At 45.4% G+C, this 24,022-nt stretch carries 23 protein-coding genes; all 23 read left to right on the top strand.

The window, feature by feature from the left end; all coding sequences use genetic code 11:
* Window positions 1-112: 112 nt before the first annotated feature.
* The 23 genes from OV592_RS18515 to rng all read left to right on the top strand — a co-directional run bounded on the left by OV592_RS18515 (window position 113) and on the right by rng (window position 24,022).
* Window positions 113-2,005 carry an EAL domain-containing protein gene (locus tag OV592_RS18515; RefSeq protein ID WP_040306923.1) on the top strand — a complete coding sequence of 631 codons (1,893 nt, stop codon included), beginning with the start codon at window positions 113-115 and terminating at the stop codon, window positions 2,003-2,005.
* A gap of 191 nt (window positions 2,006-2,196) precedes the next feature.
* Window positions 2,197-3,078 (top strand): MSHA biogenesis protein MshI, encoded by an 882-nt coding sequence (locus OV592_RS18510; protein ID WP_152780680.1) that lies wholly within the window; start codon window positions 2,197-2,199, stop codon window positions 3,076-3,078.
* Entirely contained in the window at window positions 3,075-3,686 is a 612-nt protein-coding gene (locus OV592_RS18505; RefSeq protein ID WP_040306924.1) for a PilN domain-containing protein, read from the top strand. Before OV592_RS18510 ends, OV592_RS18505 begins: the two co-directional genes overlap by 4 nt.
* The gene (gene gspM / locus OV592_RS18500) at window positions 3,679-4,332 is read left to right on the top strand and encodes a type II secretion system protein GspM (RefSeq protein ID WP_406609619.1); all 654 of its coding nucleotides are present in this window, start codon (window positions 3,679-3,681) and stop codon (window positions 4,330-4,332) included. Before OV592_RS18505 ends, gspM begins: the two co-directional genes overlap by 8 nt.
* Window positions 4,325-4,663, top strand: coding sequence for a hypothetical protein (locus tag OV592_RS18495; RefSeq protein ID WP_406609618.1), 339 nt, complete (start codon window positions 4,325-4,327; stop codon window positions 4,661-4,663). Before gspM ends, OV592_RS18495 begins: the two co-directional genes overlap by 8 nt.
* 3 nt (window positions 4,664-4,666) lie before the next feature.
* A complete protein-coding gene (mshL, locus tag OV592_RS18490) occupies window positions 4,667-6,382 on the top strand; it encodes a pilus (MSHA type) biogenesis protein MshL (RefSeq protein ID WP_040306926.1) in 1,716 nt (571 codons plus the stop codon).
* Between the two features lie 10 nt (window positions 6,383-6,392).
* Window positions 6,393-7,298, top strand: coding sequence for an ExeA family protein (locus tag OV592_RS18485; protein WP_406609617.1), 906 nt, complete (start codon window positions 6,393-6,395; stop codon window positions 7,296-7,298).
* The gene (locus OV592_RS18480; RefSeq protein WP_406609616.1) at window positions 7,295-8,539 is read left to right on the top strand and encodes a tetratricopeptide repeat protein; all 1,245 of its coding nucleotides are present in this window, start codon (window positions 7,295-7,297) and stop codon (window positions 8,537-8,539) included. Before OV592_RS18485 ends, OV592_RS18480 begins: the two co-directional genes overlap by 4 nt.
* Before the next feature lie 3 nt (window positions 8,540-8,542).
* Window positions 8,543-10,291: a GspE/PulE family protein gene (locus tag OV592_RS18475; RefSeq protein ID WP_406609615.1), complete on the top strand. Its 1,749-nt coding sequence runs from the start codon at window positions 8,543-8,545 to the stop codon at window positions 10,289-10,291.
* Window positions 10,291-11,520 (top strand): type II secretion system F family protein, encoded by a 1,230-nt coding sequence (locus OV592_RS18470; RefSeq protein WP_406609614.1) that lies wholly within the window; start codon window positions 10,291-10,293, stop codon window positions 11,518-11,520. The genes OV592_RS18475 and OV592_RS18470 overlap by 1 nt, the downstream gene beginning before the upstream one ends.
* A complete protein-coding gene (locus tag OV592_RS18465) occupies window positions 11,521-12,012 on the top strand; it encodes a hypothetical protein (protein WP_406609613.1) in 492 nt (163 codons plus the stop codon). It abuts the gene before it with no gap.
* Between the two features lie 58 nt (window positions 12,013-12,070).
* The gene (locus tag OV592_RS18460) at window positions 12,071-12,688 is read left to right on the top strand and encodes a Tfp pilus assembly protein FimT/FimU (protein ID WP_016400721.1); all 618 of its coding nucleotides are present in this window, start codon (window positions 12,071-12,073) and stop codon (window positions 12,686-12,688) included.
* A 36-nt stretch (window positions 12,689-12,724) separates the two neighbouring features.
* The gene (locus tag OV592_RS18455) at window positions 12,725-13,192 is read left to right on the top strand and encodes a prepilin-type N-terminal cleavage/methylation domain-containing protein (protein WP_406609612.1); all 468 of its coding nucleotides are present in this window, start codon (window positions 12,725-12,727) and stop codon (window positions 13,190-13,192) included.
* 49 nt (window positions 13,193-13,241) lie between these two features.
* A complete protein-coding gene (locus tag OV592_RS18450; protein ID WP_406609611.1) occupies window positions 13,242-13,718 on the top strand; it encodes a type II secretion system protein in 477 nt (158 codons plus the stop codon).
* Window positions 13,705-14,232 carry a prepilin-type N-terminal cleavage/methylation domain-containing protein gene (locus OV592_RS18445; protein ID WP_406609610.1) on the top strand — a complete coding sequence of 176 codons (528 nt, stop codon included), beginning with the start codon at window positions 13,705-13,707 and terminating at the stop codon, window positions 14,230-14,232. The genes OV592_RS18450 and OV592_RS18445 overlap by 14 nt, the downstream gene beginning before the upstream one ends.
* Window positions 14,232-15,044: a PilW family protein gene (locus OV592_RS18440; RefSeq protein ID WP_406609609.1), complete on the top strand. Its 813-nt coding sequence runs from the start codon at window positions 14,232-14,234 to the stop codon at window positions 15,042-15,044. Before OV592_RS18445 ends, OV592_RS18440 begins: the two co-directional genes overlap by 1 nt.
* On the top strand, window positions 15,016-15,480 hold the full coding sequence (locus OV592_RS18435; RefSeq protein ID WP_406609608.1) for a hypothetical protein: 465 nt from the start codon (window positions 15,016-15,018) through the stop codon (window positions 15,478-15,480). The genes OV592_RS18440 and OV592_RS18435 overlap by 29 nt, the downstream gene beginning before the upstream one ends.
* Window positions 15,477-19,340, top strand: coding sequence for a DUF6701 domain-containing protein (locus OV592_RS18430; protein ID WP_406609607.1), 3,864 nt, complete (start codon window positions 15,477-15,479; stop codon window positions 19,338-19,340). The genes OV592_RS18435 and OV592_RS18430 overlap by 4 nt, the downstream gene beginning before the upstream one ends.
* A gap of 178 nt (window positions 19,341-19,518) precedes the next feature.
* A complete protein-coding gene (locus tag OV592_RS18425; RefSeq protein ID WP_016400728.1) occupies window positions 19,519-20,562 on the top strand; it encodes a rod shape-determining protein in 1,044 nt (347 codons plus the stop codon).
* Between the two features lie 83 nt (window positions 20,563-20,645).
* A complete protein-coding gene (gene mreC, locus OV592_RS18420) occupies window positions 20,646-21,461 on the top strand; it encodes a rod shape-determining protein MreC (RefSeq protein ID WP_163134705.1) in 816 nt (271 codons plus the stop codon).
* Window positions 21,462-21,485: 24 nt separating this feature from the next.
* On the top strand, window positions 21,486-21,971 hold the full coding sequence (gene mreD, locus OV592_RS18415; RefSeq protein ID WP_016400730.1) for a rod shape-determining protein MreD: 486 nt from the start codon (window positions 21,486-21,488) through the stop codon (window positions 21,969-21,971).
* Window positions 21,968-22,546 (top strand): Maf family protein, encoded by a 579-nt coding sequence (locus tag OV592_RS18410; RefSeq protein ID WP_406609604.1) that lies wholly within the window; start codon window positions 21,968-21,970, stop codon window positions 22,544-22,546. Before mreD ends, OV592_RS18410 begins: the two co-directional genes overlap by 4 nt.
* A 6-nt stretch (window positions 22,547-22,552) precedes the next feature.
* The gene (gene rng / locus OV592_RS18405) at window positions 22,553-24,022 is read left to right on the top strand and encodes a ribonuclease G (RefSeq protein WP_016400732.1); all 1,470 of its coding nucleotides are present in this window, start codon (window positions 22,553-22,555) and stop codon (window positions 24,020-24,022) included.

Below are 24,022 nucleotides of genomic sequence, written 5' to 3'. Positions count from 1 at the left end.
CTGGTCTTTTTGTTTGTGATTACCAAGCTATTTGCAATTTACTGATATACTCAAGCAATGGTCATACCAAAGGATGGTGCGACTAAGAGCTTGAAGGTGAGGAACACCCTTAATGAAATTTTCCAGTCGGATCATAGTATTTACCATTAGCTGCGTAGTGGTGGCAGTGCTATTGGTATTGCTTGGGGGTGCGCTTACCTTCCGTCAGTTGGCATTTAATCAGCAACAGCATCAGCTGCGCTCTGTCGTTGAAGTGATCGATGGACAGCTGAGTGTTCAACCAGAAACGCCAGAATTTGCCCAATGGTTACCAAATTGGCTGCGTGCTCATAATATTCAAGTGCTTGAGGTAGCTAATCGCGGCGGGGTTATTTATACCTTTCGTGAGCTTAATTACACTGGCAATAGCAATAACTTAATTCCTTATCGTTACCCCTTAGCGGCTCATCCTGATTTTTTTATTCAAATTTGGGTAGAACAACCCTTTAAACAGCTCACCTATGAACCTGAAGCAATGTTAGGTATTGGTGGTGGTGTGCTGATTGTTGCCTTGGGATTAATCGCTGTATTTCGCTGGCTAAAAAGCATTATGTACGGTGCTGAATTGCTGCAAACTCGCGGCAATCAAATTCTCGCAGGTCGCCTGCGCGATGTGCAGCAAGGCAGTGGCAAAGAGTGGCCCAATGCTGCAAGTAAGGCGATTGAGCAGTTGATCACCCAACTTATTGAAGCTCGCCAAGAACGCAGTCGCTTTGATTGTATCATTCGCAATAATGCCTTTGTTGATGAACTTACTCAGTTATCTAATCGCACTCACTTTTTAAATCAGCTGGAAGCGGAGATTGGCGATGCCGATGCGCACACCGGCGCGGTGTTGTTAGTGTATCTGCGTGGCATGGACGATGTTAACTACCAATATGCACGTAACGAAGGCGATGCAATTTTGCAGCAAAGCTCTGAGGCTTTAAAGCAGTACACTCGCCGTAATATTGATGTGAACCTAGCACGCTATAGCGGCGATGCCTTTGCCTTGTTAATGCCGCTATCTACCTTGGATGAAGCGGAAGACACTGCCGCAGGTATCTTAAAATTACTCGAGCGTATTCCCTTGCCTGAAGTGGCCGAGGCCGATGACTTCTTCTACATCGGTATTGCGGGTTATGAATATGGTGATAACGCGCAGTTGGTTATTGAGCAAGCTGAGGATGCCTTAAGAGTGGCGCAGATGCAGCGACATAATGGTTGGTATGCCATCCCTCGCGAGTTGAGTTCTACCCAAACCGGCAAGGGCTCGGTGCGCTGGCGTACCTTACTGCAGCATGTGCTAAGTAATGAGGCGCTACACTATTATCAACAAGAAGTTTTTGATGAGGATGGACGCGTTTGTTACAAAGAGCTGCTAGCGCGTATAACCGACTACCAAGGTGAAGTGATTAACGCGGGTGTATTTTTACCTTGGGCTGAAAAAAGTGGTTTGCAGGCTGATTTTGATCAGCATGCCTTAAAATTTGCGATGCAACAGGTTAAATACTCTCGCCAGCCCATTAGTATTAACTTAAACATAGCGACTGTGATTAAGCAGTCGGTAATGCGTGATTTACTACAATGGGTATTTTCTGTTCCATTTAAAGAATGCCAAAAGCTGGTGCTGGAGTTTCCTGAAACCCAGCTATCGCAACTCAACGATACTGAAATGCTACGCTTAAAAGCCTTAAATAAAAAAGGTATTAAGCTGGCTGTTGAGCGCGCAGGTCAGCGTGTTGTTAGCACTCAATACATTAGCGAGCTTAAGTTGGAATACTTAAAACTGCACACTAGTTTGGTTCGAGATATTCAAGTGCGGCAAGTTAATCAGTTAGCAGTGAGCTCATTGGTAGCCAGTTGTGCAGGTCGGGTGCAAGTGATGGCAGTAGGAGTTGAACGTAATGAAGAGTGGCGAGTTTTGCAGCGTTTAGGCGTTCATCATGCTCAAGGCTTTTTGTTTAGTAAACCCGAGCCTATTTAACTCACACTTAGCTTAGATTTATTTGATGAATAAGTGTGGTATTTGTATAGCTAATCTACAGTTACTAGATATACCGCTTTTAATCTTGAGAATTAGCACATATTTGTCGGCCAATGCTTTAAAAAATAAAAGAAAAGTTTAGACTAGATGACTAGTGTTTGACATGGATATCATCAAAGGACAATGACTCGATGGGCTTAGCGTTTTGGCGAAGAAACACCGCAAAAACTCGTTGTAGTGCTTATTTGCGCCCTGACTTTTTGGTTCTGGCTAACCAAAATGAACAAACCTTTGAGCAAGCTATTGATTCTATTGAGCAATGGCCCGCAGCCTTTGCGAGCTTATGTAAGGAAGCTCAGTTATCTAGTGACCATCAAATTGTGTTTGTATTGGGTAGCCAGCACTACCAACAGTTTCAGGTTGAAAAGCCTAGCGTTCCCGATGAAGAGTTGGCTGGCGCAGTGCCTTGGACCATCAAAGATATGGTTGCCGAACAAATCCCCGATTTAGCTATCGATTACTATCAAGCTCCTACCACTCCCATGGCTAGCGAAAAGCTGAATGTTGTTTGTGTGCGTAAACAGATTATCCAGCAGCTAGTGCAAATAGCTCAGCAGCAAGATATTCAGCTTGAAGGTATTACAATTGAAACGTTGGCTGCAGTTAACTTGTTGGAAAACAACGACCGTTGCCAAATGCTGCTGTGGCAACCAAAAGCCGGAGATTTAGAGCTGATAGTAGTGCGCCAAGGGCAAGTGTGTTTTTCTCGGCAACTGCGGGCATTTTCTGGTTTAGGAAAAATGCAGGAGATTGAATTTACTCAAACTTTCTTCGACAGTTTAAGTTTAGAGCTACAACGTTCTATCGACTACATTAGTGCCACTTTGAAACTGCCCGATGTAAGCCATATTCAATTAGCCATTCCTAGCCGCTTTTGCGATGAAATAGCCCAACAGCTACAGCAGAATCTGACCCCCAACGTCGCCTTGTTGGATATCTCGGCGATAGAGTCTAGTGACCAATACTATAAAATCCCTGCTCTTGCCGGCTTACAAGAAGGGGTGCTGTCGTGAAAACAAGGATTAACCTCTATACCGAAGAGTTCAGACCCAAACCAGAGCGTGGTTCCTTAAGGCAAGCCGTAGGACTATGGTTATTGGTTGGTATAATTGCTTTAGCGTGGGGTTTTTGGCAACAGCAACAAACAGGTTCCGCCGTTGTTAAGGCTGCCGCTCAACGTAAACTAGTTAACTCGCAAGAGCAGCAGCTTGCTCAGCTAAAAGCAGCGATAGAACAACGAGCTGTGGACCCGAAATTGCAACAGCAATTGAGCTTAGCTGAGCAAGAGTTGAAACTAAAACGGCTGCTTGAGCAACGCTTGCAAGGCCAAAGTTATGCAAACAACGGCTTCTCTTCTTCTTTATCGGCCTTGGCATCTATTCAAGACCAGCAGATTTGGCTAACCCAAATTAGCATCCAGCGAGGCAAAATGGCTTTGGCTGGTCAATCAACTAGTAGCGATGCGGTGCCCAAATGGCTGAAGCAATTTAAACACTATCCTGATTTGTCACAGCAGCAGTTTGCCGGTTTAAAAATTTATCGCGATGAGCAACAACAATTGCACTTCAGTTTAAGCGGCTCTAACCATGACGAGCGTATGCTAGGAGGTGCCAGTGAGTGAGCAATGGCAACAATGGCAGCTACGTTTTGCCGCCTTAAGCCTTCGAGAACGGGTACTTATTTTCATCACCGGTTTGGTTATTGTAGTGCTTCCCAGTTATTACCTGTGGATAGAGCCTGCGAGTTTAAAGCAGGCGCGAGCTGAAAAAGAGCTGGTACAAGCAAATGCAAAGTATAACGAAAATATAAATCTCATTGAGTTTAGTAAAAATAAATTACGTGAAGATCCTAATCAGGATATTAGCCGGCAGCTAAAACAGTTAAAAATACAATTGGCGCAAATCGATCAGTCACTAGAGCAGCAGCAAGCTGGCTTGATTCCTGTTGAGCAAATGGCGGAAGTACTCGAGCAGTTATTGCAAAAAAGCCCAGGCTTAGTATTAGTGGCTATGGACTCTTTAGCACCAAAGCCAGTATTAAGTAGTGAAGAAAGCAATCCCGATAGTTTGAATTTCTATCGTCATGGGATCCGCTTAAAACTCAGTGGCGGGTATTTTCCATTACTTAAGTATTTACAGATTGTTGAAGAGCTTCCGCAGCGATTTTTGTGGCAACTAATTGATTATCAAGTAGACGAGTATCCCAAGGCAGATATCACTATCGACATATATACCTTAAGCACCAATAAGGACTTTATCAGTGGTTAAATCTCTTTGCTTGATATTGTTCGGGTGTTCGTTAATAGCTAGCAATGGCTACGCTAGCTCTTTGAGCGATCCTACCGCGCCACCAAACAGCAGCAAGCATACTAGCACCACCAAGCGAGCAGCTTTACCGAGTTTACAGGCAATTATTGTCGGTGGTGAGCAACCAGGCGCTATTCTTAATCAGCGCTTTGTGGCAATAAATCAGAATATTTCCGGCTTTACTTTAAGCCGACTTCACCAAGATTATGTGGTGTTAGCCCGAGCGGGTAAGCAATATAAAATCAAATTGGACAAGGTGTCGGTAAAACGCGTCACTGTGCAGGGGCAGTAATACATGTATATCAAACGGATTTTTATAGGTTGTATGGTGGTATTGGTGGGTGCTTGTCAAAGTACCAATCGCCCCGATCCTGTAGAAGCTAAGCAAGCAATTTCCGAGGCCCAAGTGCCAACGGATAACGCCATCAGTGCTCCTGAGCTTCCAGCGGAAGTTGAAGCTGAGCTAATGCCAGAGCTAGCCTTGCAGCCCGGTAATTTATTGCAAGTTGAACACCGCTTCGATGTGAATGCCCGTAATGTAGATGCTAAAGCGTTTTTCCCCGCACTGATTAAAGGCTCGCCGCTCAGTGTGGCTTTACATCCAGGTGTAGAAGGTCAAATTACCTTAAAACTTAAAGAGGTAACGCTTAAAGAAGCGATTGATGTAGTGGCTGATATGTATGGTTACGACATTAAGCGTCGCGGCAAAATTTTGCATGTATATCCGGCCGGCATGCGCATCGAAACTATTCCATTAAACTACTTGATGCTAGAGCGTTATGGTTATACTCGTACGCGTATTAACTCCGGCGGTATAACCGGCAGTGACAGCGACAATAACAATAGTTCGGGTAACAACTATTCGAATAACTCATCAAGTAATAATTCGTCTAACAACTATTCGAATAACAACAATAACAACAGCAGCTCTAATCGCAGTGATAGCTTCAACGGTACCAAGATTGAGTCGGCTACTGAAACGCGTTTTTGGTATGAATTAGAAGAAACCTTACGCGGCATGATAGGCATAAACATGCGCCGTGATCGTGGAAACGATACTTCTTACGCCAACGACGGACGAATGGTTGTGGTTAGCCCGCAAGCCGGTTTAGTGACGGTTCGCGCTTTTCCTGACGAAATTCGTACCATTAAAACCTTCTTAAGTCACTCAGAGAAAAACCTGCAACGCCAAGTGGTGTTAGAGGCCAAGATTATTGAAGTGACCTTGAGCGACGGTTACCAGCAAGGCATTGATTGGACCAATGCTGGTGATGTATTTGGTTCTACCGAAGTATTATTCAACAGCGTATCGCAAATCCCTGGTGATGCCATCAGTAGCGTGCTGGGCGGCGGCGGTGCCTTAACGGTTACCGACGGCAACTTCCAAGCTGTGGTAAAACTTTTGCAAACTCAAGGTGATGTAAACGTGCTGTCTAGCCCACGCATTACAGCCTCCAACAACCAAAAAGCGGTGATTAAAGTCGGTACCGATGAGTACTTTGTAACCGACGTATCCAATACCACTATTACCGGTACTAACCCTGTTACTAATCCAAGTGTGGAGCTAACGCCGTTCTTCTCTGGCGTTGCCTTAGATGTTACCCCACAAATTAATGACCAAGGCGAAGTGTTGTTGCATGTTCACCCTTCGGTTACCGATGTAAAAGAGCAACGTAAAGTAATTAGCTTTGGTAGCGATGCGGATAGCTTGGATTTACCACTAGCACAAAGCGATATTCGAGAAACAGATACGGTAATTAAAGCTAGCTCTGGTGATGTGGTGGTTATTGGTGGCTTGATGAGCTCTAAGCAGGAAGAAATAGTCTCTAAAGTGCCGTTCATTGGTTCTATTCCTGGTTTAGGTGAGTTGTTTACCAACCGTGCGGTATCAAACCAAAAAACCGAGCTAGTGATTTTGATTCAGCCAACAGTGGTTACCCAAGATACTTGGCAAAACGAACTGCAAAAATCACAAGAGTTGTTAAACACTTGGTACCCAGAAGATAACTAGGCGGACATTGGTGGCGGTATATCTCGAACATTTTGGCCTCTCACAAGCCCCTTTTGGTTTAACACCAAATACCGGTTTGTACCAAGCCTTGTTGCCTCATGACGAAGCTATTCAAGTGTTGCAAACGGCGCTTAAATCGGGTGAAGGTTTTATAAAAGTAAGTGGTGAAGTAGGCACAGGCAAAACCCTGTTATGTCGAAAACTGCTTAATGAAATGAGCGATGATTACCAGTTTGCTTATTTGCCAAATCCTTGCTTATCTGCAGAGCAAATTCATTCTGCACTAGCCAGTGAGCTAGGTTTGCAAGTGGATGCGGCAGCGTCATCTCATAGTGTATTAGAAAGCATTCATCATCACCTAATTGATTTAGCCAGCAAGCAGCGTCCGGTTGTATTGCTTATTGATGAAGCGCAAGCCTTAAGTGATGAAGCCTTAGAGGTGATTCGCTTACTAGGTAACTTAGAAACAGAGCAGCGCAAGTTGTTGCACGTGGTGTTATTTGGCCAGCCAGAACTTGATGAGCGCTTGGCTAGCCAACAGTTACGTCAATTACGCCAACGCATAACCTTTTCTTATCGCCTACGGGCTTTAGAAAAGGATGAAGTGGCCAGCTATATTCAGCATCGCTTGCACTTAAGCGGCTATAGAGGTGGCCCTTTGTTTACTGCTGCTTCCTTAAAGATGCTTACACGAGCTAGCCGCGGGGTCCCTCGATTAATCAATATATTGGCCCATAAAGTATTAATGCTTTGTTATGGTCAGGGTGCTCAACAGGTTAGTGTGAAAATGGTTAAACAAGCAGTGGCTGATACAGAAGATGCGGTAAGGCCACAAAGCCAAACAACCTGGTTAGTTCTTGCTGCAAGCGCCTGTGTCGCTATTGCGGCTGCAGCATGGTGGAGTTTGTCACTATGAGCGTAATTAACCAAATGCTAAAAGATCTGGATAAGCGGCAAAATAGCAATCCGCAAAGCATGTCTCCCTTGGTTGAAGACAGCGGAAAAAGTGCCAGAGCTTATATACTAATGGCTTTAGTATTAATTGCCTTGGCTATTTCGGCTTGGTTAGCACTGCGTTATTTTAAGAATATTGAAGTGGGCAGTGACGTTGAAGTAGTGGCTGAAGCAGCTCAAAAAGCTAATCCATTGGCCGTTTCATCCGAAACTGAACAGTTACAAGCGGTGGCCGAAGCCATTGATGTAGAACTGGCTGAGCCAATAAACCAGGCTGCTACACCGCAGGCTTTAGTTAGCGTAGATGCTAATTCAGCCGAACAATCTGGCCTTGAATCCGACTCAAATAAACAGGTGGCTGAGCCTACAGCTGCAATAGTTGTAACAGCGCCTAAAGTTGAGCCAACAGTGGCAGTGGAAACAACTTCTCAAGTGCTTGCCGAGCCTGAAACAAAACAAGCGCCAAACAATAAGCCGGTGGAAGCTAAAGCAAAAGAACCTGTAAAGCACAAAGCAAAAGAGCCGAAAAACACTGAGCTCGCTAAAGCTAAGCAGCCCTCGGCTGAAGCTAAAGACAAGTCGCAAGCCGGGCAAGAATCAACGCTAGAGATTAAACCTTTAAAGCTTACCCGTGAGCAGCAAGTGGCCTTATACACTCGCCGCGGTTTTCAGGCTTTAGATAAAAATCTACCGGACGAAGCCCGCAAAGAGTTCCAAAAAGCCTTGCAGCTTGACCACCAAGCGCATGAAGTACGAGAGCAGCTTGCAGCCCTTATGTTTGGTCGTGGAGAATTGCGCTCTGCCGTTAGCTTGCTTGAAGAAGGTTTACAACTAAGCCCAATGCGAGGCTCGTTTAGAGTGATGCTAGCGCGAATTTTTGTACAACAAGACAATCTAGCGCAGGCTATTTTTTATTTAGAAAGTGCTGAACCTAGCATAATCGGTAATGTAGATTATTACGCGATGTTAGCGGGTTTAGCGCAACGCTTAGATAAACAGGAATTGGCTTTAACTAGCTATCAAAAACTCGTTAAGCACGAACCTTCACGAGCTCGCTGGTGGCTGGGGTACGCCATTGCCAACGATAAGCTTGGCAGTTATCAAGAAGCCTTAGCCGCGTATCAGCAAGCCGAACTTATGGGACAGCTTTCCAGTAATTCTCGCGATTTTGTGGTTAATCGCATTCGACAGTTGGAGCAGTAAACGATGGCACAACCAAAATTACGAATGCGCTTAGGTGACTTGCTGGTTAGCGAGCAGGTGATCAGTGAAGCCGATTTAATGAGCGCCTTGGCGCAGCAAAAACAGTCGGGTCGAAAACTAGGTGCAACCTTAATTGAGCTTGGAGTAATTGCCGAGGTGCAATTGCTGGAGTTTTTGGCGCGTCAGCTAGGTATCCCGTTTGTTGATTTAGCGCAGATTTCGGTAGATGCCAACGCTGTTGTGTTGTTGGGCGAAGTGCATGCTCGCCGCTTGCGCGCATTGGTGATTCACAAAGATGGCGACGTGTTAACCGTCGCTATTTCCGATCCCGCCGATCTCTCGGCAATTGACACCTTAGCATCGCTGTTAGCTCCTCATCAGCTTAAATATGTGGTGGCAAGGGAGTCTCAGGTTGTCGAAGCCTTTGACCGTTTCTATCGAAGAACCCGTGAAATTGAAGGCTTTGCTCAAGAGTTAAAAGAAGAGTATGCCAGTAGCGATGAGTTTGATATTGGCCTCGCTACCGCAGATGATGAGAGTAACGAAACCACCGTTGTTAAGCTGCTTCAGTCCTTGTTTGAAGATGCTGTTCAAGTAGGTGCTTCAGATATTCATATTGAGCCAGACGAAAAAGTACTGCGAATACGTCAACGGGTAGACGGCGTATTGCAAGAAAGTGTGCTTAATGAGGTGCAAATTGCCTCGGCCATGGTGTTGCGCTTAAAGTTGATGTCGGGCTTGGATATTTCCGAAAAACGTTTACCACAAGATGGCCGTTTTAATATTAAAGTACGTGGTCATTCCATCGATGTACGTTTATCCACAATGCCTATTCAGGCCGGCGAATCAGTAGTGATGCGTTTGTTAGATCAATCGGCAGGCATATTGTCGCTTGAGCAAACCGGTATGCCAGCCGACATTATGGAGCGTTATCGTCGTCAGCTTCATCGCCCTCACGGCATGATTGTGGTAACTGGCCCAACAGGTAGTGGTAAAACAACCACTTTGTATGGTTCTTTGAGTGAGTTGAATCAGCCTGAGTCGAAAATTATTACCGTAGAAGATCCGGTTGAGTACCGACTGCCGCGGATTAACCAAGTACAAGTAAACAGCAAGATTGGCCTCGATTTCTCCAATATTTTGCGTACAACTTTGCGTCAAGACCCCGATATTTTGCTGGTGGGGGAGATGCGTGACCAAGAAACCGTGGAAATTGGCTTGCGAGGCGCATTAACCGGTCACCTTGTATTAACAACGCTGCACACCAATGATGCGATAACCAGCGCCTTACGTTTAATCGATATGGGCGCAGCGGGTTACTTGGTGGCAAGTTCTTTAAGAGCGGTTATCGCCCAGCGATTGGTTCGCCGACTATGTGAAAACTGTAAGCAGGAACATACGAGTTCACTAGAAGAAAAAGTTTGGCTCGAGCACATTAGTAATGAAGATTTGAGTCAACAAGTTTTCTACAAAGGGCACGGCTGCCAAAGTTGCAACTACACGGGTTACAAAGGCCGTATTGGTGTGTTTGAGATGCTTGAGCTCAATGACGCAATGATGGAAGGTTTGCGTAGAGATGATCCCGATGAGTTTTCTAAGGCTGCAAAAGCCTCGAAAAATTACCGCCCCTTGTCATTAGCTGCTTTAGATTACGCTAAAGAAGGGGTTACTGCGGTTGAAGAGGTGCTGCGATTGGTAGAAGAGATTGATGTTTATGGCAGTGTTACTAATGCCCAGGAAGATGTTCAATAATGGCTTTGTTTCGCTATCAAGTTCGCGATAGCACTGGTCGCCTGATTAATGGTGACATTGAAGCTGCCAATCAAAATGCTGCGGCAGAGAGCTTGCTGCGCCGAGGGCTTACCCCAATTAAAATCGCAGAGGGTAAAGGCAAGGGCGAAGGCTTAGGCTCTTTAGATGTTAGTACTTTGTGGGAAGGGCGAATAAAGCTTGATGAGTTAGTGGTATTTACTCGCCAAATGTATTCGTTAACTAAGGCTGGCATTCCAATAATGCGCGCCATTAATGGCTTAGCCGAAACAGCTCATAGTAAGCTGTTACGTCGCTCGTTGGCTGGCGTATCTGATGCGTTGAGTAGCGGGCGAACCTTGTCTACCGCCATGGCGGAGTACCCTAAAGTATTTTCTCAATTGTTTGTGAGTATTGTTCATGTTGGCGAAAATACCGGTCAGTTAGAAAAAGCATTTTTGCAGCTTTCTCAGTATCTTGAGCTTGAAATGGATACTCGTAAGCGAATCAAAACGGCGATGCGTTATCCCACGTTTGTGATTTTAGCGATTGTTATCGCCATGGTGATTCTAAATATTTTTGTGATCCCCCAGTTTGCTGAAATATTTGGCCGTTTTAACGTGGAACTGCCTTTAGCCACGAAGATCTTGATTGGCACCTCCAACTTTTTTGTTAACTATTGGCCCTTGTTACTGGTGCTAACTATCGGCTCGGTATTTTTGGTGCGTTGGTATGTCAGTACTCCCAAAGGCCGTATGTTATGGGACAAAACGCGATTGCGCTTACCAGTTGTTGGCTCGGTGATAGAGCGCTCGTTGCTGGCTCGTTTTTCGCGCAGTTTTGCGATGATGGTGGGAGCGGGGGTTCCGCTTAACCAAGCCTTATCCTTAGTGGCTAGCGCCGTTGATAATGCGTTTATGGCTGAGCGAATTGTTGAAATGCGCCGCGGAATTGAGCGCGGCGAAAGTTTGCTGCGTAACGCGATTGCCAGTGAGTTATTTACACCTTTGGTATTGCAGATGATCTCGGTGGGCGAAGAAACCGGGCAAGTTGATGAATTACTTACCGAAGCGGCCGAGTTTTATGAGCGCGAAGTAGACTATGATTTAAAGAGTTTAACCGCGCGTATTGAACCAATACTGATTACAGTGGTCGCAGGTATGGTATTGATTCTTGCACTTGGCATCTTTACCCCAATGTGGGACATGATGCGCGCTGTAAGAGGTGGTTAATTGAATCAGCATGAGTTATTGGATAACAATCGCTCGCGCTTTAGTTGGCTTGTGACCTTCTGCATAGTTTTATTAGTTGTATTGTTGCTTTTAATTAGTTTTATTAGGACAATTAATCAAGCAGAACGGCAAGTCGTAGAAGAATATGCTCAAACTTGGGTGAGACAACTGGCGCAAGTTCATGGTTTGTGGATTGCTAGATTCCGCCCTGAGCAGCTGGAGATAAATTTATACCAGCGCGATGCACTTAGCGGTGAGCAAAAGCCATTAGAAGTAATACGCTTAGCGATGAGTAAAGCGGGGTGGCCTAAGGTGACATCAAACCAGCAGTGCCAAGATTTGTGGCGTGATATGGTTGGCGCTGAGCTTAGTGGGCAAGGCAACGCCGTGACAGCGGCCTATAAAAACCAGCAATGCCATTATGAGTTTTTAGGTGTGGCCATACTGATATATGACCCGCAACAAGGTTTGATGACAAAGGAATGGCTGTAAAGCCGATTTAAGAGGTAGTCTAACAGTGACAACAATTTCTACGGTATCAAGATCTACAATGAGACAAGCAGGCTTCTCGCTGATTGAGTTGGTGATTGTAATTGTTATTCTGGGCATTTTAGCTGCTACCGCTTTGCCGCGATTTTTAGATGTTACAGAAGAAGCCAAGGTAGCGAGCTTAGAGGGCGTAGCAGGCGGCTTTGCCACTGGCGTCTCGTTAGCACGCGCCCAATGGGAGGCTGAAGGTCGCCCTAGTGAAAATGGCAAAAATGCCGTTATTTATGATACGCAAAAAGTGTATTTAACCACGCCTACTGCAGCGCAAATAAGCAATGGCAGTGTTGCTCCTGGTTACCCGATGACCAGCGACGATGAAGACGTGGATCCCGGAACCTTATCCGGAGACAAGTGCTTGAAAGTGTGGGACGCAATTTTACAAAATCCAGCCCGCGCTACGGCTACCTTCTCTGAGGTAGCTAACCAAGGTGATTATTTCAAGTATTACACCACGGTAACGGGAGCCGCAGAGGAAACACGATGTATTTTCTATCAAGTAAACTCTTTGGCTAAAAATAGTGACGGTTCCTACGTGGATCCTGGTAACGATGAAGGTTCATATAACAATTTCACGTATCAACCAGCCGCAGGGCGGGTTTTTACTAACATTCCTAACTAACGATTTATAAATCAATAATTTTCTAAGGATATAGAAATGAAGGCAATTAAACAGCAAGGCTTTACGCTAATTGAATTGGTGATTGTGATTATCATCTTAGGTATTTTGGCAGTAACAGCTGCACCTAAGTTTTTGAACTTACAAACGGATGCTCGTGCTTCAACCATTAAAGGTCTAGAAGCAGCTGTAAAGGGTGGGGCAAACTTAATTTATAGTAAAGCAGCAATTGCTGGTATAGAAAGTACTTCTGGCGATGTGTCTGGTGCAAATAGCACTAATGTTACAACTTTATTCGGGTACCCTGATACGGCAGCGTTTGGTACGGCTCAAATTGATGGGTGGCTAGACATTGTTGATACTGAATGGACTGTGGATAGCTCAGGTACTCCAATTACGATCACTCCTGCTGGTTTCACTGCTGCATCAGGCGCTTGCCAGGTTCAATATACAGTGGCTTCGGCAGCTAGCTCTGCACAGACTACTTCGGTCGTTACAGGCTGTTAATAGTTTATAAGGCTAGCTTCGGCTAGCCTTTTACTTGTTAATGTAGAAATTGGAACTTCCGCGAGTACCTCATCCTAAACCCTCCGGCTTTACCATTATTGAGCTGGTGATTACGCTCATCTTAATTGGTATTCTTGCCATCACAGTTTTACCCAAGTTCTTTCGCGGTGGCTTTGCTGAAATAAGCCTGCGCGAACAATTGTTAAGCCGTTTGCATTTAGTGCAAACCCAAGCCATGAACCATTATCAAGACTGCTTCTTTCTGCAAGTAAATACTGATAACTATTTCTCTGGCGAGTTGTCTACCGATGGTAGCTGCGCCAATACATCTCCTCCTTTGGAAGCTGTTTCTTATTCTAGCGATTTGTTGGTGAGCCAAGGAACGATTCGTTTTGATGGCATGGGGCGAGTAAGGCTTGCCGATTCATCATTGTGCAGTCAGTTCCCTTGTGTAATTAATGTAGAAGGCGATGATACTCACACTATTATCATAGAATCAGAGGGCTATATTCATGCGCCCTTATAAGCAGCCTTTTGCAGGTGGTTTTACCCTTATCGAATTAATTGTAGGCATTGTTGTGTTGGCCATATCGTTAGTGGTGATTACCTCTTTTCTAGCACCACAAGCGCTTAAAAGTGTTGACCCAGTTTACGAGGTGCGCTCGGCCGAGCTTGGTTCAAGTTTAATGAATGAAATCCTTGGTAAATCATTTGATGAAAACTCTGATCACACTGGGGGAGGGTTGTGGCGCTGTGGTGAAACCGGGCAGTTAAGCTGCACGGCAGTCAGCGACTATGGTCCAGAGGGAGAAGACCGTGGACAGTACAATGATGTAGATGACTATCACACCAACGGCAACTTCATTACTATTGATGATAGTTTAGGTGTTGATTTATCGGATATTTATCGTAATTTTTCTTACCGAGTTAACGTTGATAGCAGTGATCATGGCATCAATGCTGCCAAACGTATCGATGTAACAATAAGAGCTCCTAATGGTATTGATTATGCCTTTAGTGCCTATCGGTGGAACTACTAATGCGTCGCTTGTATGGGTTCACGCTAATTGAATTGGTCATCACCATAGTGTTGTTGGCGATTTTAGCGATTGCTACTAGTGATTTCCTGCGAACTGGTAGTTTGATATACCGCCAAGGCGCAGACCGCCAAGTATTGTTGGGTGAAGCGCGTTTTGCCATCGAGCGCTTAAATCGCGAGCTACACAATAGCTTGCCAAACAGCGCAATGCTTAGCCAAAATAGTGCTGGCGAAGCTAATCACTGTTTAACCTTTGTGCCTACCTTTTCTAGTCATACCTATATTAACTTACCGATTACACCTAGCAGTGCAGCTTCTGGCGCGGTGGTCACTTCACTTAATCAACCGGCTGTTGCCGCGGCTGGCAATGCTTGGTTGGGAGTTTATGTATTAAACAGTGATGAAGTGCTGAATGCCAATGGTGCCTTGTTAGATGCCAATTGCACCGCAGCCACAGGCAAGGTGTTTTGTTTAAGTGATATAACTGCCGACGCTAGTTCTGGTGTTAGCACGATTAGTTTTGCTGGCTCGGTTAGTGTAAGTACCGATTCTCCGTCACAGCGCGCATTTATATTAGATGAACCGATCCGTTATTGTGTGGAAGGCAGTAACTTGCAGCGCTTTCAGCCGGCTGATAGTGGTGTTGGCGTATTAATGGCCAGTAAGCTTGAAGCAAATAGTGCTGTTCAGCCATTTCAAGTGTCGCCTGCTAGCTTGACGCGAAATGGTTTGGTGAACCTTCGCTTGCGCTTTGTTGAGAATAGAGAAGTAGTGGAATTTAATCATGACATCGTCGTTCTTAATCAGCCCTAACATAAAGGCTTACCAAGCACTTCCTACCCGCCAAAGTGGTAGCGCTTTAGTGGTGGCTATTTTTGTTATCGTGGTCATGGCACTAATCAGCGTGGGATTAACGGCGATGATTCAAGACACCTCCCGCAATGCCGCATGGGATGTTCTAGGAACGCGTGCTGAGTTAGCGGCTTATTCTGGTTTAGAGCAAGCACTGTCAGAACTATTTCCTCTCAACGTACCGGCAGCAACTTTGGGCCAATGTAGTAATGTGACCTCAGCACCAATTCTTAATGGTCAAGGGCTGTCGTCATGCGGCGTTACCGTGACTTGCCAGCAAAAAGACATCACAGAGTTAAGTGCGCGTTTCTTTGATCTTCAAGCTACTGGCCAATGCGGCTCTGGAGAGGTATTGGTCCAGCGTAGCCAAAGTATTCAAGCAAGGAGTGCCTTATGAAGTTGTGGTCCTTATTTGCTAGCTGTTTAGGCATAAGCCTTTTGCTAGGAGCTCAGCCTGTTCAAGCGGTTGAGTGTCGAGAGGTGTTTTCTAGCCCTATCGCATCGTCACAAAACAATGCTCGCTTAGAAATTAATTGGCTGTCTAGAATTTATGGTTCTAATCAAGGGCGCTTAGATATCGACCAAGTGGATAATCAAGATACCTCTGGGGATACCTGCCCAGATGCTAATACCGATTGTATCCCCAGTGGAGATCGAGCCAGCTCCGGTAATAATGTTTCCATCGAGAAAATAAACAATGGCCAATCAGTTAATGCCGGTTATCAACAAAGCGTGGTATTAGGCAGCGGCAGCTACGATACGAATAACTTTGCCGATGTTGAAGGTGAAACTCAAAGTACCATCACTTTTTCAGCTAACCAAGATGAATATTTTATTGAAAATATAAACCTTGGCTATCAAAGCACTTTAAATCTTTATCCTGGGACTTACTGGGTTGATGGAAGCTTTTCAATAGGCTCTGAAGCGACCCTCCAAGTATTAGGAGGTAGCGGCACAGTAAAGATTTTTGTGAAGGGGGATGTCAGTGTTTTCTACCAAACTGAAATTAATCAGGGAGGTGACCCTCTGCGCTTAGCTATTTACTCTCGTGAAGATATTAACCTGGCAAATGAGACTAAATCTGCCTTTATTGCTTATGCTAGACGAAATGTCTCACTTGGCTATCAGGCTCAGGTAGACGGCGCATTATTCACTCAACAGCGGGATGTGATTTTAGCCAACGAAGTGCAAGTTCGTGGGATTAGCAATGCCGGAGAAGTCGACTTTGCTCCTGTATGTGATGGCTCATTGGTTGAGCCTCTGCTATTACAGTTTGGTAATTCAGGTGCAGGCCAAAACGGTGGAACAGTTATCTTTGATCAAGCCTATCAGTCTAAACCTTTAGTTTTTTTGATGACGCCAATGGATGCCAGTGACCCAAATAACGATGGTCCTGTGGCGGCGATTTTAACCAGCGTAATTCAAAGCAACGGAGAGTGGACGGGTTTTACTTGGGCTCGGCAAGAGCCACCAGGCAATACAACTGCCTCAAAAAATATTCAAGCGGTTGATTGGATTGCTGTGAATGAAGGTGAACATTTTCTGGAAGATGGTACTGAGTTAAGAGCGGGCACCATTGATACTAATGAAGCCTTCCCCTTCCCAGATAGAAACTACTTCAATGTTGATATGCCGAACTATCTCACAGTAGTTTTGCATCAAATGCAATCACGTAATAACAACTGTTGGTTAACCTCAAACTCAGAGTACAACAATAACGGCATTCGCCTAGCGATAGATAGCAGTGAAGCCTATGACTTTCGATTTTTCTCGCGCTATTGTGTGTCGGACAATGCTTCAATCTATTACGAAGATTTACAGGATGAAACAGTCGCCTACCTTGCTACAGAGCCAACGGTAGGCGCTATAACTGTAGACAATCAGGTGGTCAATTATCAGTTTGGCAACTCTGTTACTCATGGCAGTGGCAGCAGCACTATCAACCCTGCAGCCACTTGTAACTACACCACCAGTTATCAAACGAATCTGTTTTCTACTCCACCTATCTTGGTGGGTAGCAAAAATGAGCGAAGAGGCAACAACGGCGGTTGGTTAAGGCGATGTCAGCACAATGCTGCCGACTTTTCGATGATCACTGAAGAAGATCAATACCTAGATAACGAACGAAGTCACTTAGCGGAGGAATATAGCTATATGGCATTCGCCTCTAATTCTTCGGTGCAGGTGCCTGGCCTTAATATCTTTGCTGATAGCGCAGGGCTTACCTGTGATATCCATGAGGTGACTATCCAAGCGACTTTAGATGGGCAAATTGACCAGAACTTTCAAGGAACCGTTGGACTGAGTACTTCAACTAATCGTGGTACGTGGTCGCAAGGTGATGGTCAAGGCAGCTTGCAAGCTGGAGCCGACAACGGCCAAGCCAGCTATAGTTTTGTACCTAATGATTTAGGTGAAGTGACTTTGGGCTTACTACATCCCTTAGAAGGCGCAGTAACGCTTACTGTAGCCGATGGCGGAATTAGTGCCACTACTGTTGTGACCTTTAATGCCTATGGGTTTAAAGACGAGCTAATTGGAACCTGGGGAGAGAATCCCCATAAAGCCAATACTGAGTTTATCCTCAAGCTTACCGCAGTGGGGAAAGACCCCGATGGCGGTGCTGGCTGTAGCCAAATCGCTAACTATGAAGGTACCAAAGATTTGAGTTTTTGGACTGATTATACCCAGCCTGCATCAGGAACACGGCAACTCGCGGTGCAAGACCAAGCTAGCAATGAATTTGTAGATGTAAGCACTAGTCAAAGTGCCAATACCAAAATCAAAACAGTATTTGTTGATGGTGAGGCACAGCTTAACTTGCGTTATCCCGATGTTGGCCGTTTGGGTATTAACTTTTGGGATGAAGTAGGCTCAACTGTTGACGGTTCAACTACCACCTTACTCGGAAGCACGACTGCAGAGCTAATTCCAGCGGGCTTTGTTTGGCAGGATATAAAAAATCAAGCTGATGAAAGCAGAGTCAACCCTGCAACTTACTTCACTAAAGCAGGTGACCCTTTCATTTCATCCTTGATTGCGGTTATAGACAACTGCGATATCAGTACTCAAGGGCAAGACTGTCATGCACCTAACTTTGTTGCAGACCCCGATTACTTAGAGCAGGAAGCTAGCTTAGAAAGCCCCTCAAATGGAGAGCTAGGAACACTTAGCGATGGAACGATTGATAGCCAATCAGCAGGTGTGGCGCTAATTATCGACACCAACTATTCAGAAGTGGGCGGTATTAATTATACAGGTTGGGTGTCTGAGTACTTAGGTTATGTCTTGGAAGATTATGCTGTAGGAAAAGCCAGTGATGTGGTTGGCAGTTTTTATCCACATCATTTTGAATTGACTTCAGCGAGCATTCAAGCTGCCTGTTTACTTGGTGACTTCACCTATATAGGCCAACAGGAGCAGTTAGTTTCTTGGACTCTTGTAGCTGAAAATGCATTTGGTGCTACAACTCAAAACTATTCCGAGGGTAAATTCCAGGTAACGAATGTAGGCCGAAACCCCAATGATGATTGGAGTTTTGTTAGTAGCTCTGCGGTGGCGGGTTTTGATGATGGCTTTATGATAGAAGAATCTACCAGTACATGGGCTGATGGCGTATTTACCCAAACTGATTTACTTTCTGGAGTTGAAAAGCCGGTCACGGCGCAAGCTCCGGTAGTAGACGGTGCTATTAGCTTATTTTATCAACATAGCGATGCTGGTATTCAGTCTACCGACGGCACTTATGTGTGTGTGGGAGATGATGATACTGCTTATAGCTGTGTGTTGGGTACTGCTCCAGAATTGCGCCATGGTCGCATTAAGCTTAATAACGGCTTTGGCTCAGAGCTTCAAGCTATAGCAGTTAATGGCGAATTGCAGTATTACGAAGGCAATCAGTACGTCCGAAATATTGATGATGTTTGCAGTAATTTCAATCTGCCTAGCTTAGAGTTTTTACCTAAAGTTGATTCCGACACAGCCCAAGTTGGCGGAGGCAGTTCTGATGTTTCACTTCGTTCACCTGGCATCGCAGAGCAAGGCGTAATTTGGGTCGATTTTACTGCTCCGGGTGACAGCAATACTGGGCAAGTGGATTATTGGTTTAATTTAGACAGTAACCTTAATTGGTTACGTGAAGATTGGAATGGCAATGGTAGCTTTGAAAGTGCAGATGATGCTATCGGAAGTGGTCAAGTAACCTTTGGCATATTTCGTCAAAGCGATCGGGTTATTGATCGCAGGATGCGCTATTAGATGTTGATTGGTTGAAAAATATGCAATCTAAACCGAGGATTTAACGAAAGGCAGGTGATAGCCTTCACTATCCTTGGCATCTCTCTAGAGTATGCTTGCTAGTCGCGGTTTGCATTGGTAAAGTGAGCCAAGTTTTAATCGCTTATCATCGACACTATTTCTCAGGATTCGCCCAGCTATGTTTAAAAAGCTCCGAGGCTTGTTTTCTAACGATTTGTCTATCGACTTAGGAACAGCCAATACACTTATTTATGTAAAAGATCAGGGGATCGTTCTTAACGAGCCTTCAGTAGTGGCGATTCGCCAAGAGCGCGCTGGTAGCCCCAAAAGTGTCGCTGCGGTAGGTCATGCCGCTAAGCAAATGCTAGGCCGTACTCCTGGTAACATTTTGGCGATTCGTCCAATGAAAGACGGCGTAATTGCCGACTTTTATGTTACTGAAAAAATGCTGCAGCACTTTATTAAGCAAGTTCACGATAATAACTTCTTGCGCCCAAGCCCTCGTGTTTTGGTTTGTGTTCCTTGTGGTTCTACCCAAGTTGAGCGCCGTGCAATTCGTGAATCGGCTATGGGAGCTGGAGCACGAGAGGTTTACCTCATTGACGAACCAATGGCTGCAGCGATTGGTGCCGGCTTGCCAGTATCAGAAGCTACCGGTTCTATGGTGGTAGATATTGGTGGTGGTACTACCGAAGTAGCGATTATCTCGCTAAACGGGGTTGTTTACTCTTCTTCAGTTCGTATTGGTGGTGATAAGTTTGACGACGCCATTATCAACTACGTGCGTCGTAACTACGGTAGCTTAATTGGTGAAGCAACTGCCGAGCGCATTAAGCATGTTATTGGTTCTGCCTACCCAGGTGACGAGGTTCGTGAAATTGAAGTGCGTGGCCGCAACCTTGCTGAAGGTGTGCCAAGAAGCTTTACTCTGAACAGCAACGAGATCCTAGAAGCTTTGCAAGAGCCTCTTTCAGGTATTGTAAGTGCAGTAATGGTAGCGCTTGAGCAAAGTCCTCCAGAGCTAGCATCTGATATTTCAGAGCGCGGCATGGTGTTAACTGGCGGTGGTGCTTTGGTTCGCGATTTAGATCGCTTATTGATGGAAGAGACCGGTATACCTGTAGTGGTTGCTGATGATCCTCTAACGTGTGTGGCACGAGGTGGCGGTAAGGCTATTGAAATGATCGACATGCACGGCGGTGACTTGTTCCATTACGAATAAGTAACACCTAACGAAGAACACACCTTGTGTTCTTCGTTTTATTTAACTTTGTTCCAAACAGACAACTACTTAGGTAACGACCGATGAAACCTATCTTCGGCCCAGGTCCATCTTTAGAGCTTCGCCTTGTGCTCGCTATTTTGTTGTCCATTTCTTTGATTTTCATCGACAGTAAACTGATTGCCTTTAAGCAAGTGCGAGTATATTTGCATTCCGCTGTGAGTCCCTTGCAATACATTGCCAATATGCCGGGTCAAGTTATGGACTCGATGTCCAATCAAGTGATTACCCGTGAACAGCTGAAAAAACAAAATAGTAGCCTGCGAGAGCAGCTACTGCTTAACCGCGCAGATCAATTGTTAATGGAAAGTCTAGCCAAAGAAAATACCCGTTTACGGGCTTTATTGGGCTCTCCTGTGCGCAATGATAGCCGCAAGCTGGTGGCCGAAATTATGGCCGTGGACTCCGATCCATTTTCGCATCAGGTGGTTATTGATAAAGGTAAACTTGATGGGGTGTTTGAAGGGCAACCTGTTATCAACGATATTGGTGTTATTGGCCAAGTATTGCATGTAGGCACTACTACCAGTCGAGTATTGCTTATCACCGATGCGAGTCATGGCATCCCGGTGCGTATTGCGCGAAATGACATTCGCGCAGTGGCTACCGGTACTGGCGAGTTAAATCGTTTGCAGTTGCCGCATATTCCGCGAAGTACCGACATAGGTGAAGGTGATGTGTTGGTTACTTCTGGTTTAGGTGGTGTATTTCCTGAAGGCTACCCGGTGGCGGTCGTTAATCGCTTTGACTATCAGGAAGGCAAACCCTATGCCGACGTAATGGCTACACCAGTAGTTGAGTTAGATCGCTTACGTTACTTGTTATTAATTTGGCCCTAAACATTCGCTTGGTAAAGGCATAGCATGATTGAAAAAATTAATGGCCGTGGTGCCATTATCGGCAGTTTATTCATCGCATTGATATTGGCAATCATACCTTTGCCTTTGATTGCTGACGCCTTTCGCCCGGATTGGGTATTGGTGTGTGTGTTCTACTGGACAATCGCTTTACCCCATCGCAGTAACGTGGGCATTGCCTTCGTTGTAGGCTTTATTCTAGACCTTTTGCTCGGCTCAACCTTAGGTGTTCGGGCCTTGGCAATGTCGATTGTGGCTTATATTGCCGCCACTAACTTTACCCGTTTGCGTAATTTTTCGGTTTGGCAACAAGCACTGGTGGTAGGCGGTTTAACAGGTTTAGCTAAAATAGTGGTTTTTTGGGCGGAATACCTCGTTCAAGATATTCAGTTGCCTTATGGTTACTTTTATCCGGTTATTACCACTACTGTTGCTTGGCCTTGGATATTTTTACTGCTGCGTAAATTGCGCCGCCAGTGGAAGATTTCATGATACCACAGTGCCCACTTATTTTAGCCTCGGCTTCGCCAAGAAGACGTGAACTACTAGGCCAATTAGGCTGGGTGTTTACATCCCAAGCCGCGGATATTGACGAATCACCAAAAGAGAATGAAGCGGCTGCAGATTTAGTGTGCCGCTTAGCCGAAGAGAAAGCTGCAGCTGTAGCTAGTTTGCATCAAGCGGATTCGGCAGCGGTGCTTGGCTCAGATACGATTGTGGTTTGTGGTGACCAAGTGCTGGGTAAACCAAAAGACGCCAATCATAGCAAAACGATGTTACGTTTGCTAAGTGCTAAGCAGCATCAAGTAATGACCGCAATTTGCTTGTATTATCAAGGTCGGGCGCATACTCAGCTAGTGACCACAGAGGTGTTCTTCTGCGAGGTTTCAGATAGCCAAATCGCTGAGTATTGGGCCAGTGGTGAACCGGCAGATAAGGCCGGAAGTTATGCCATTCAAGGGCTTGGCGGTAGGTTTGTCGAACGTATTGAAGGTAGTTATAGTTCGGTGGTTGGTCTGCCATTGGTAGAGACCGACCGCTTACTCCATTTACATTTAACTCGCTAGGTTACTATGTCAGCAGAATTATTGATTAACGTTACCCCAACCGAGACTCGTGTAGCTTTAGTGGATAGCGGGATCTTGCAAGAAACCCACGTAGAGCGTGATGCACGGCGCGGTATTGTTGGTAACATGTACAAGGGCCGAGTGAGTCGGGTATTACCCGGTATGCAGGCGGCTTTTGTTGATATTGGTTTGGAAAAAGCGGCATTTTTACATGCCTCTGACATTGTTCCTCATACCGAATGTGTCGACATTACCGAGCAGGAGCATTTCCAAGCGGGAAATATTGCCGAGCTAGTTAGGCAGGGCCAAGACATTATGGTGCAAGTGGTTAAAGACCCACTGGGTACCAAAGGTGCCCGCTTAACCACCGATATTACTTTGCCTTCTCGTTACTTGGTATTTATGCCTGGCAGTAGCCATGTTGGGGTATCACAGCGGATTGAAAGTGAAGAAGAGCGCGAGCGCTTAAAAGAGATTTGTGGCGACTTTGTTGATGAGCTGGGCGGTTTTATTATTCGCACAGCCGCAGAAGGCATTGGCGCCGATGAGCTTGAACAAGATGCGGCTTTTTTAAAACGAGTATGGCGCAAGGTTCTGCAGCGTAAAGAGAGCTCGCCAAGTAAAAGTAAGTTGTATGCAGAGCTAAATTTAGCGCTGCGGATCATTCGTGATTTTGTGGGGACTCATTTAGATCGAATTCGGGTGGATTCACGGGAAACTTACGAACAACTGGTTTCTTTTAGTGCTGAGTTTGTGCCCGAGTTTACCGAAATTCTCGAGTACTATGCTGGCGACAGACCGATCTTTGATTTGTTTGACGTAGAGAATGAGATTCAACGCGCCCTAAAACGACGGGTGGATCTTAAGTCTGGCGGCTACCTGATTATCGACCAGACCGAAGCGATGACCACCATCGATATCAATACTGGCGCTTTTGTAGGTCACCGAAACCTCGAAGAAACGATTTTCAATACTAATATTGAAGCAACTCAATCAATTGCTCGCCAGCTGCGTTTACGCAACTTGGGTGGCATTGTGATTATCGATTTCATCGATATGGCTGATTCCGAACATCAGCGCCGTGTGCTGCATAGTTTGGAACTGGCTTTAGCTAAAGATAGGGCTAAAACTAACATTAGCGGCTTCTCTCAGTTAGGTTTAGTAGAGATGACGCGTAAACGTACTCGCGAAAGTATTGAACATATTCTGTGTGGTGAGTGTCCAACTTGTCGTGGTCGCGGTACGGTAAAAACAGTTGAGACAGTATGTTACGAAGTGCTGCGTGAAATCATTCGGGTTAATCGCGCTTATGACGCCGATAACTTCATCGTTTATGCGTCGACCAAAGTGGCAGAGATGTTGATGGGAGAAGAGTCTCACAGCCTAGCAGAATTAGAGGTGTTTATTGGAAAGCAAGTTAGAGTTCAAACTGAACCAATGTACAGTCAAGAGCAATTTGACGTGGTATTAATGTAG

Origin of the sequence: Agarivorans sp. JK6 (genome assembly GCF_045277145.1) — a bacterium.
Lineage (GTDB): Bacteria > Pseudomonadota > Gammaproteobacteria > Enterobacterales > Celerinatantimonadaceae > Agarivorans > Agarivorans albus.
This window is presented reverse-complemented; position numbering and strand designations above follow the sequence as displayed.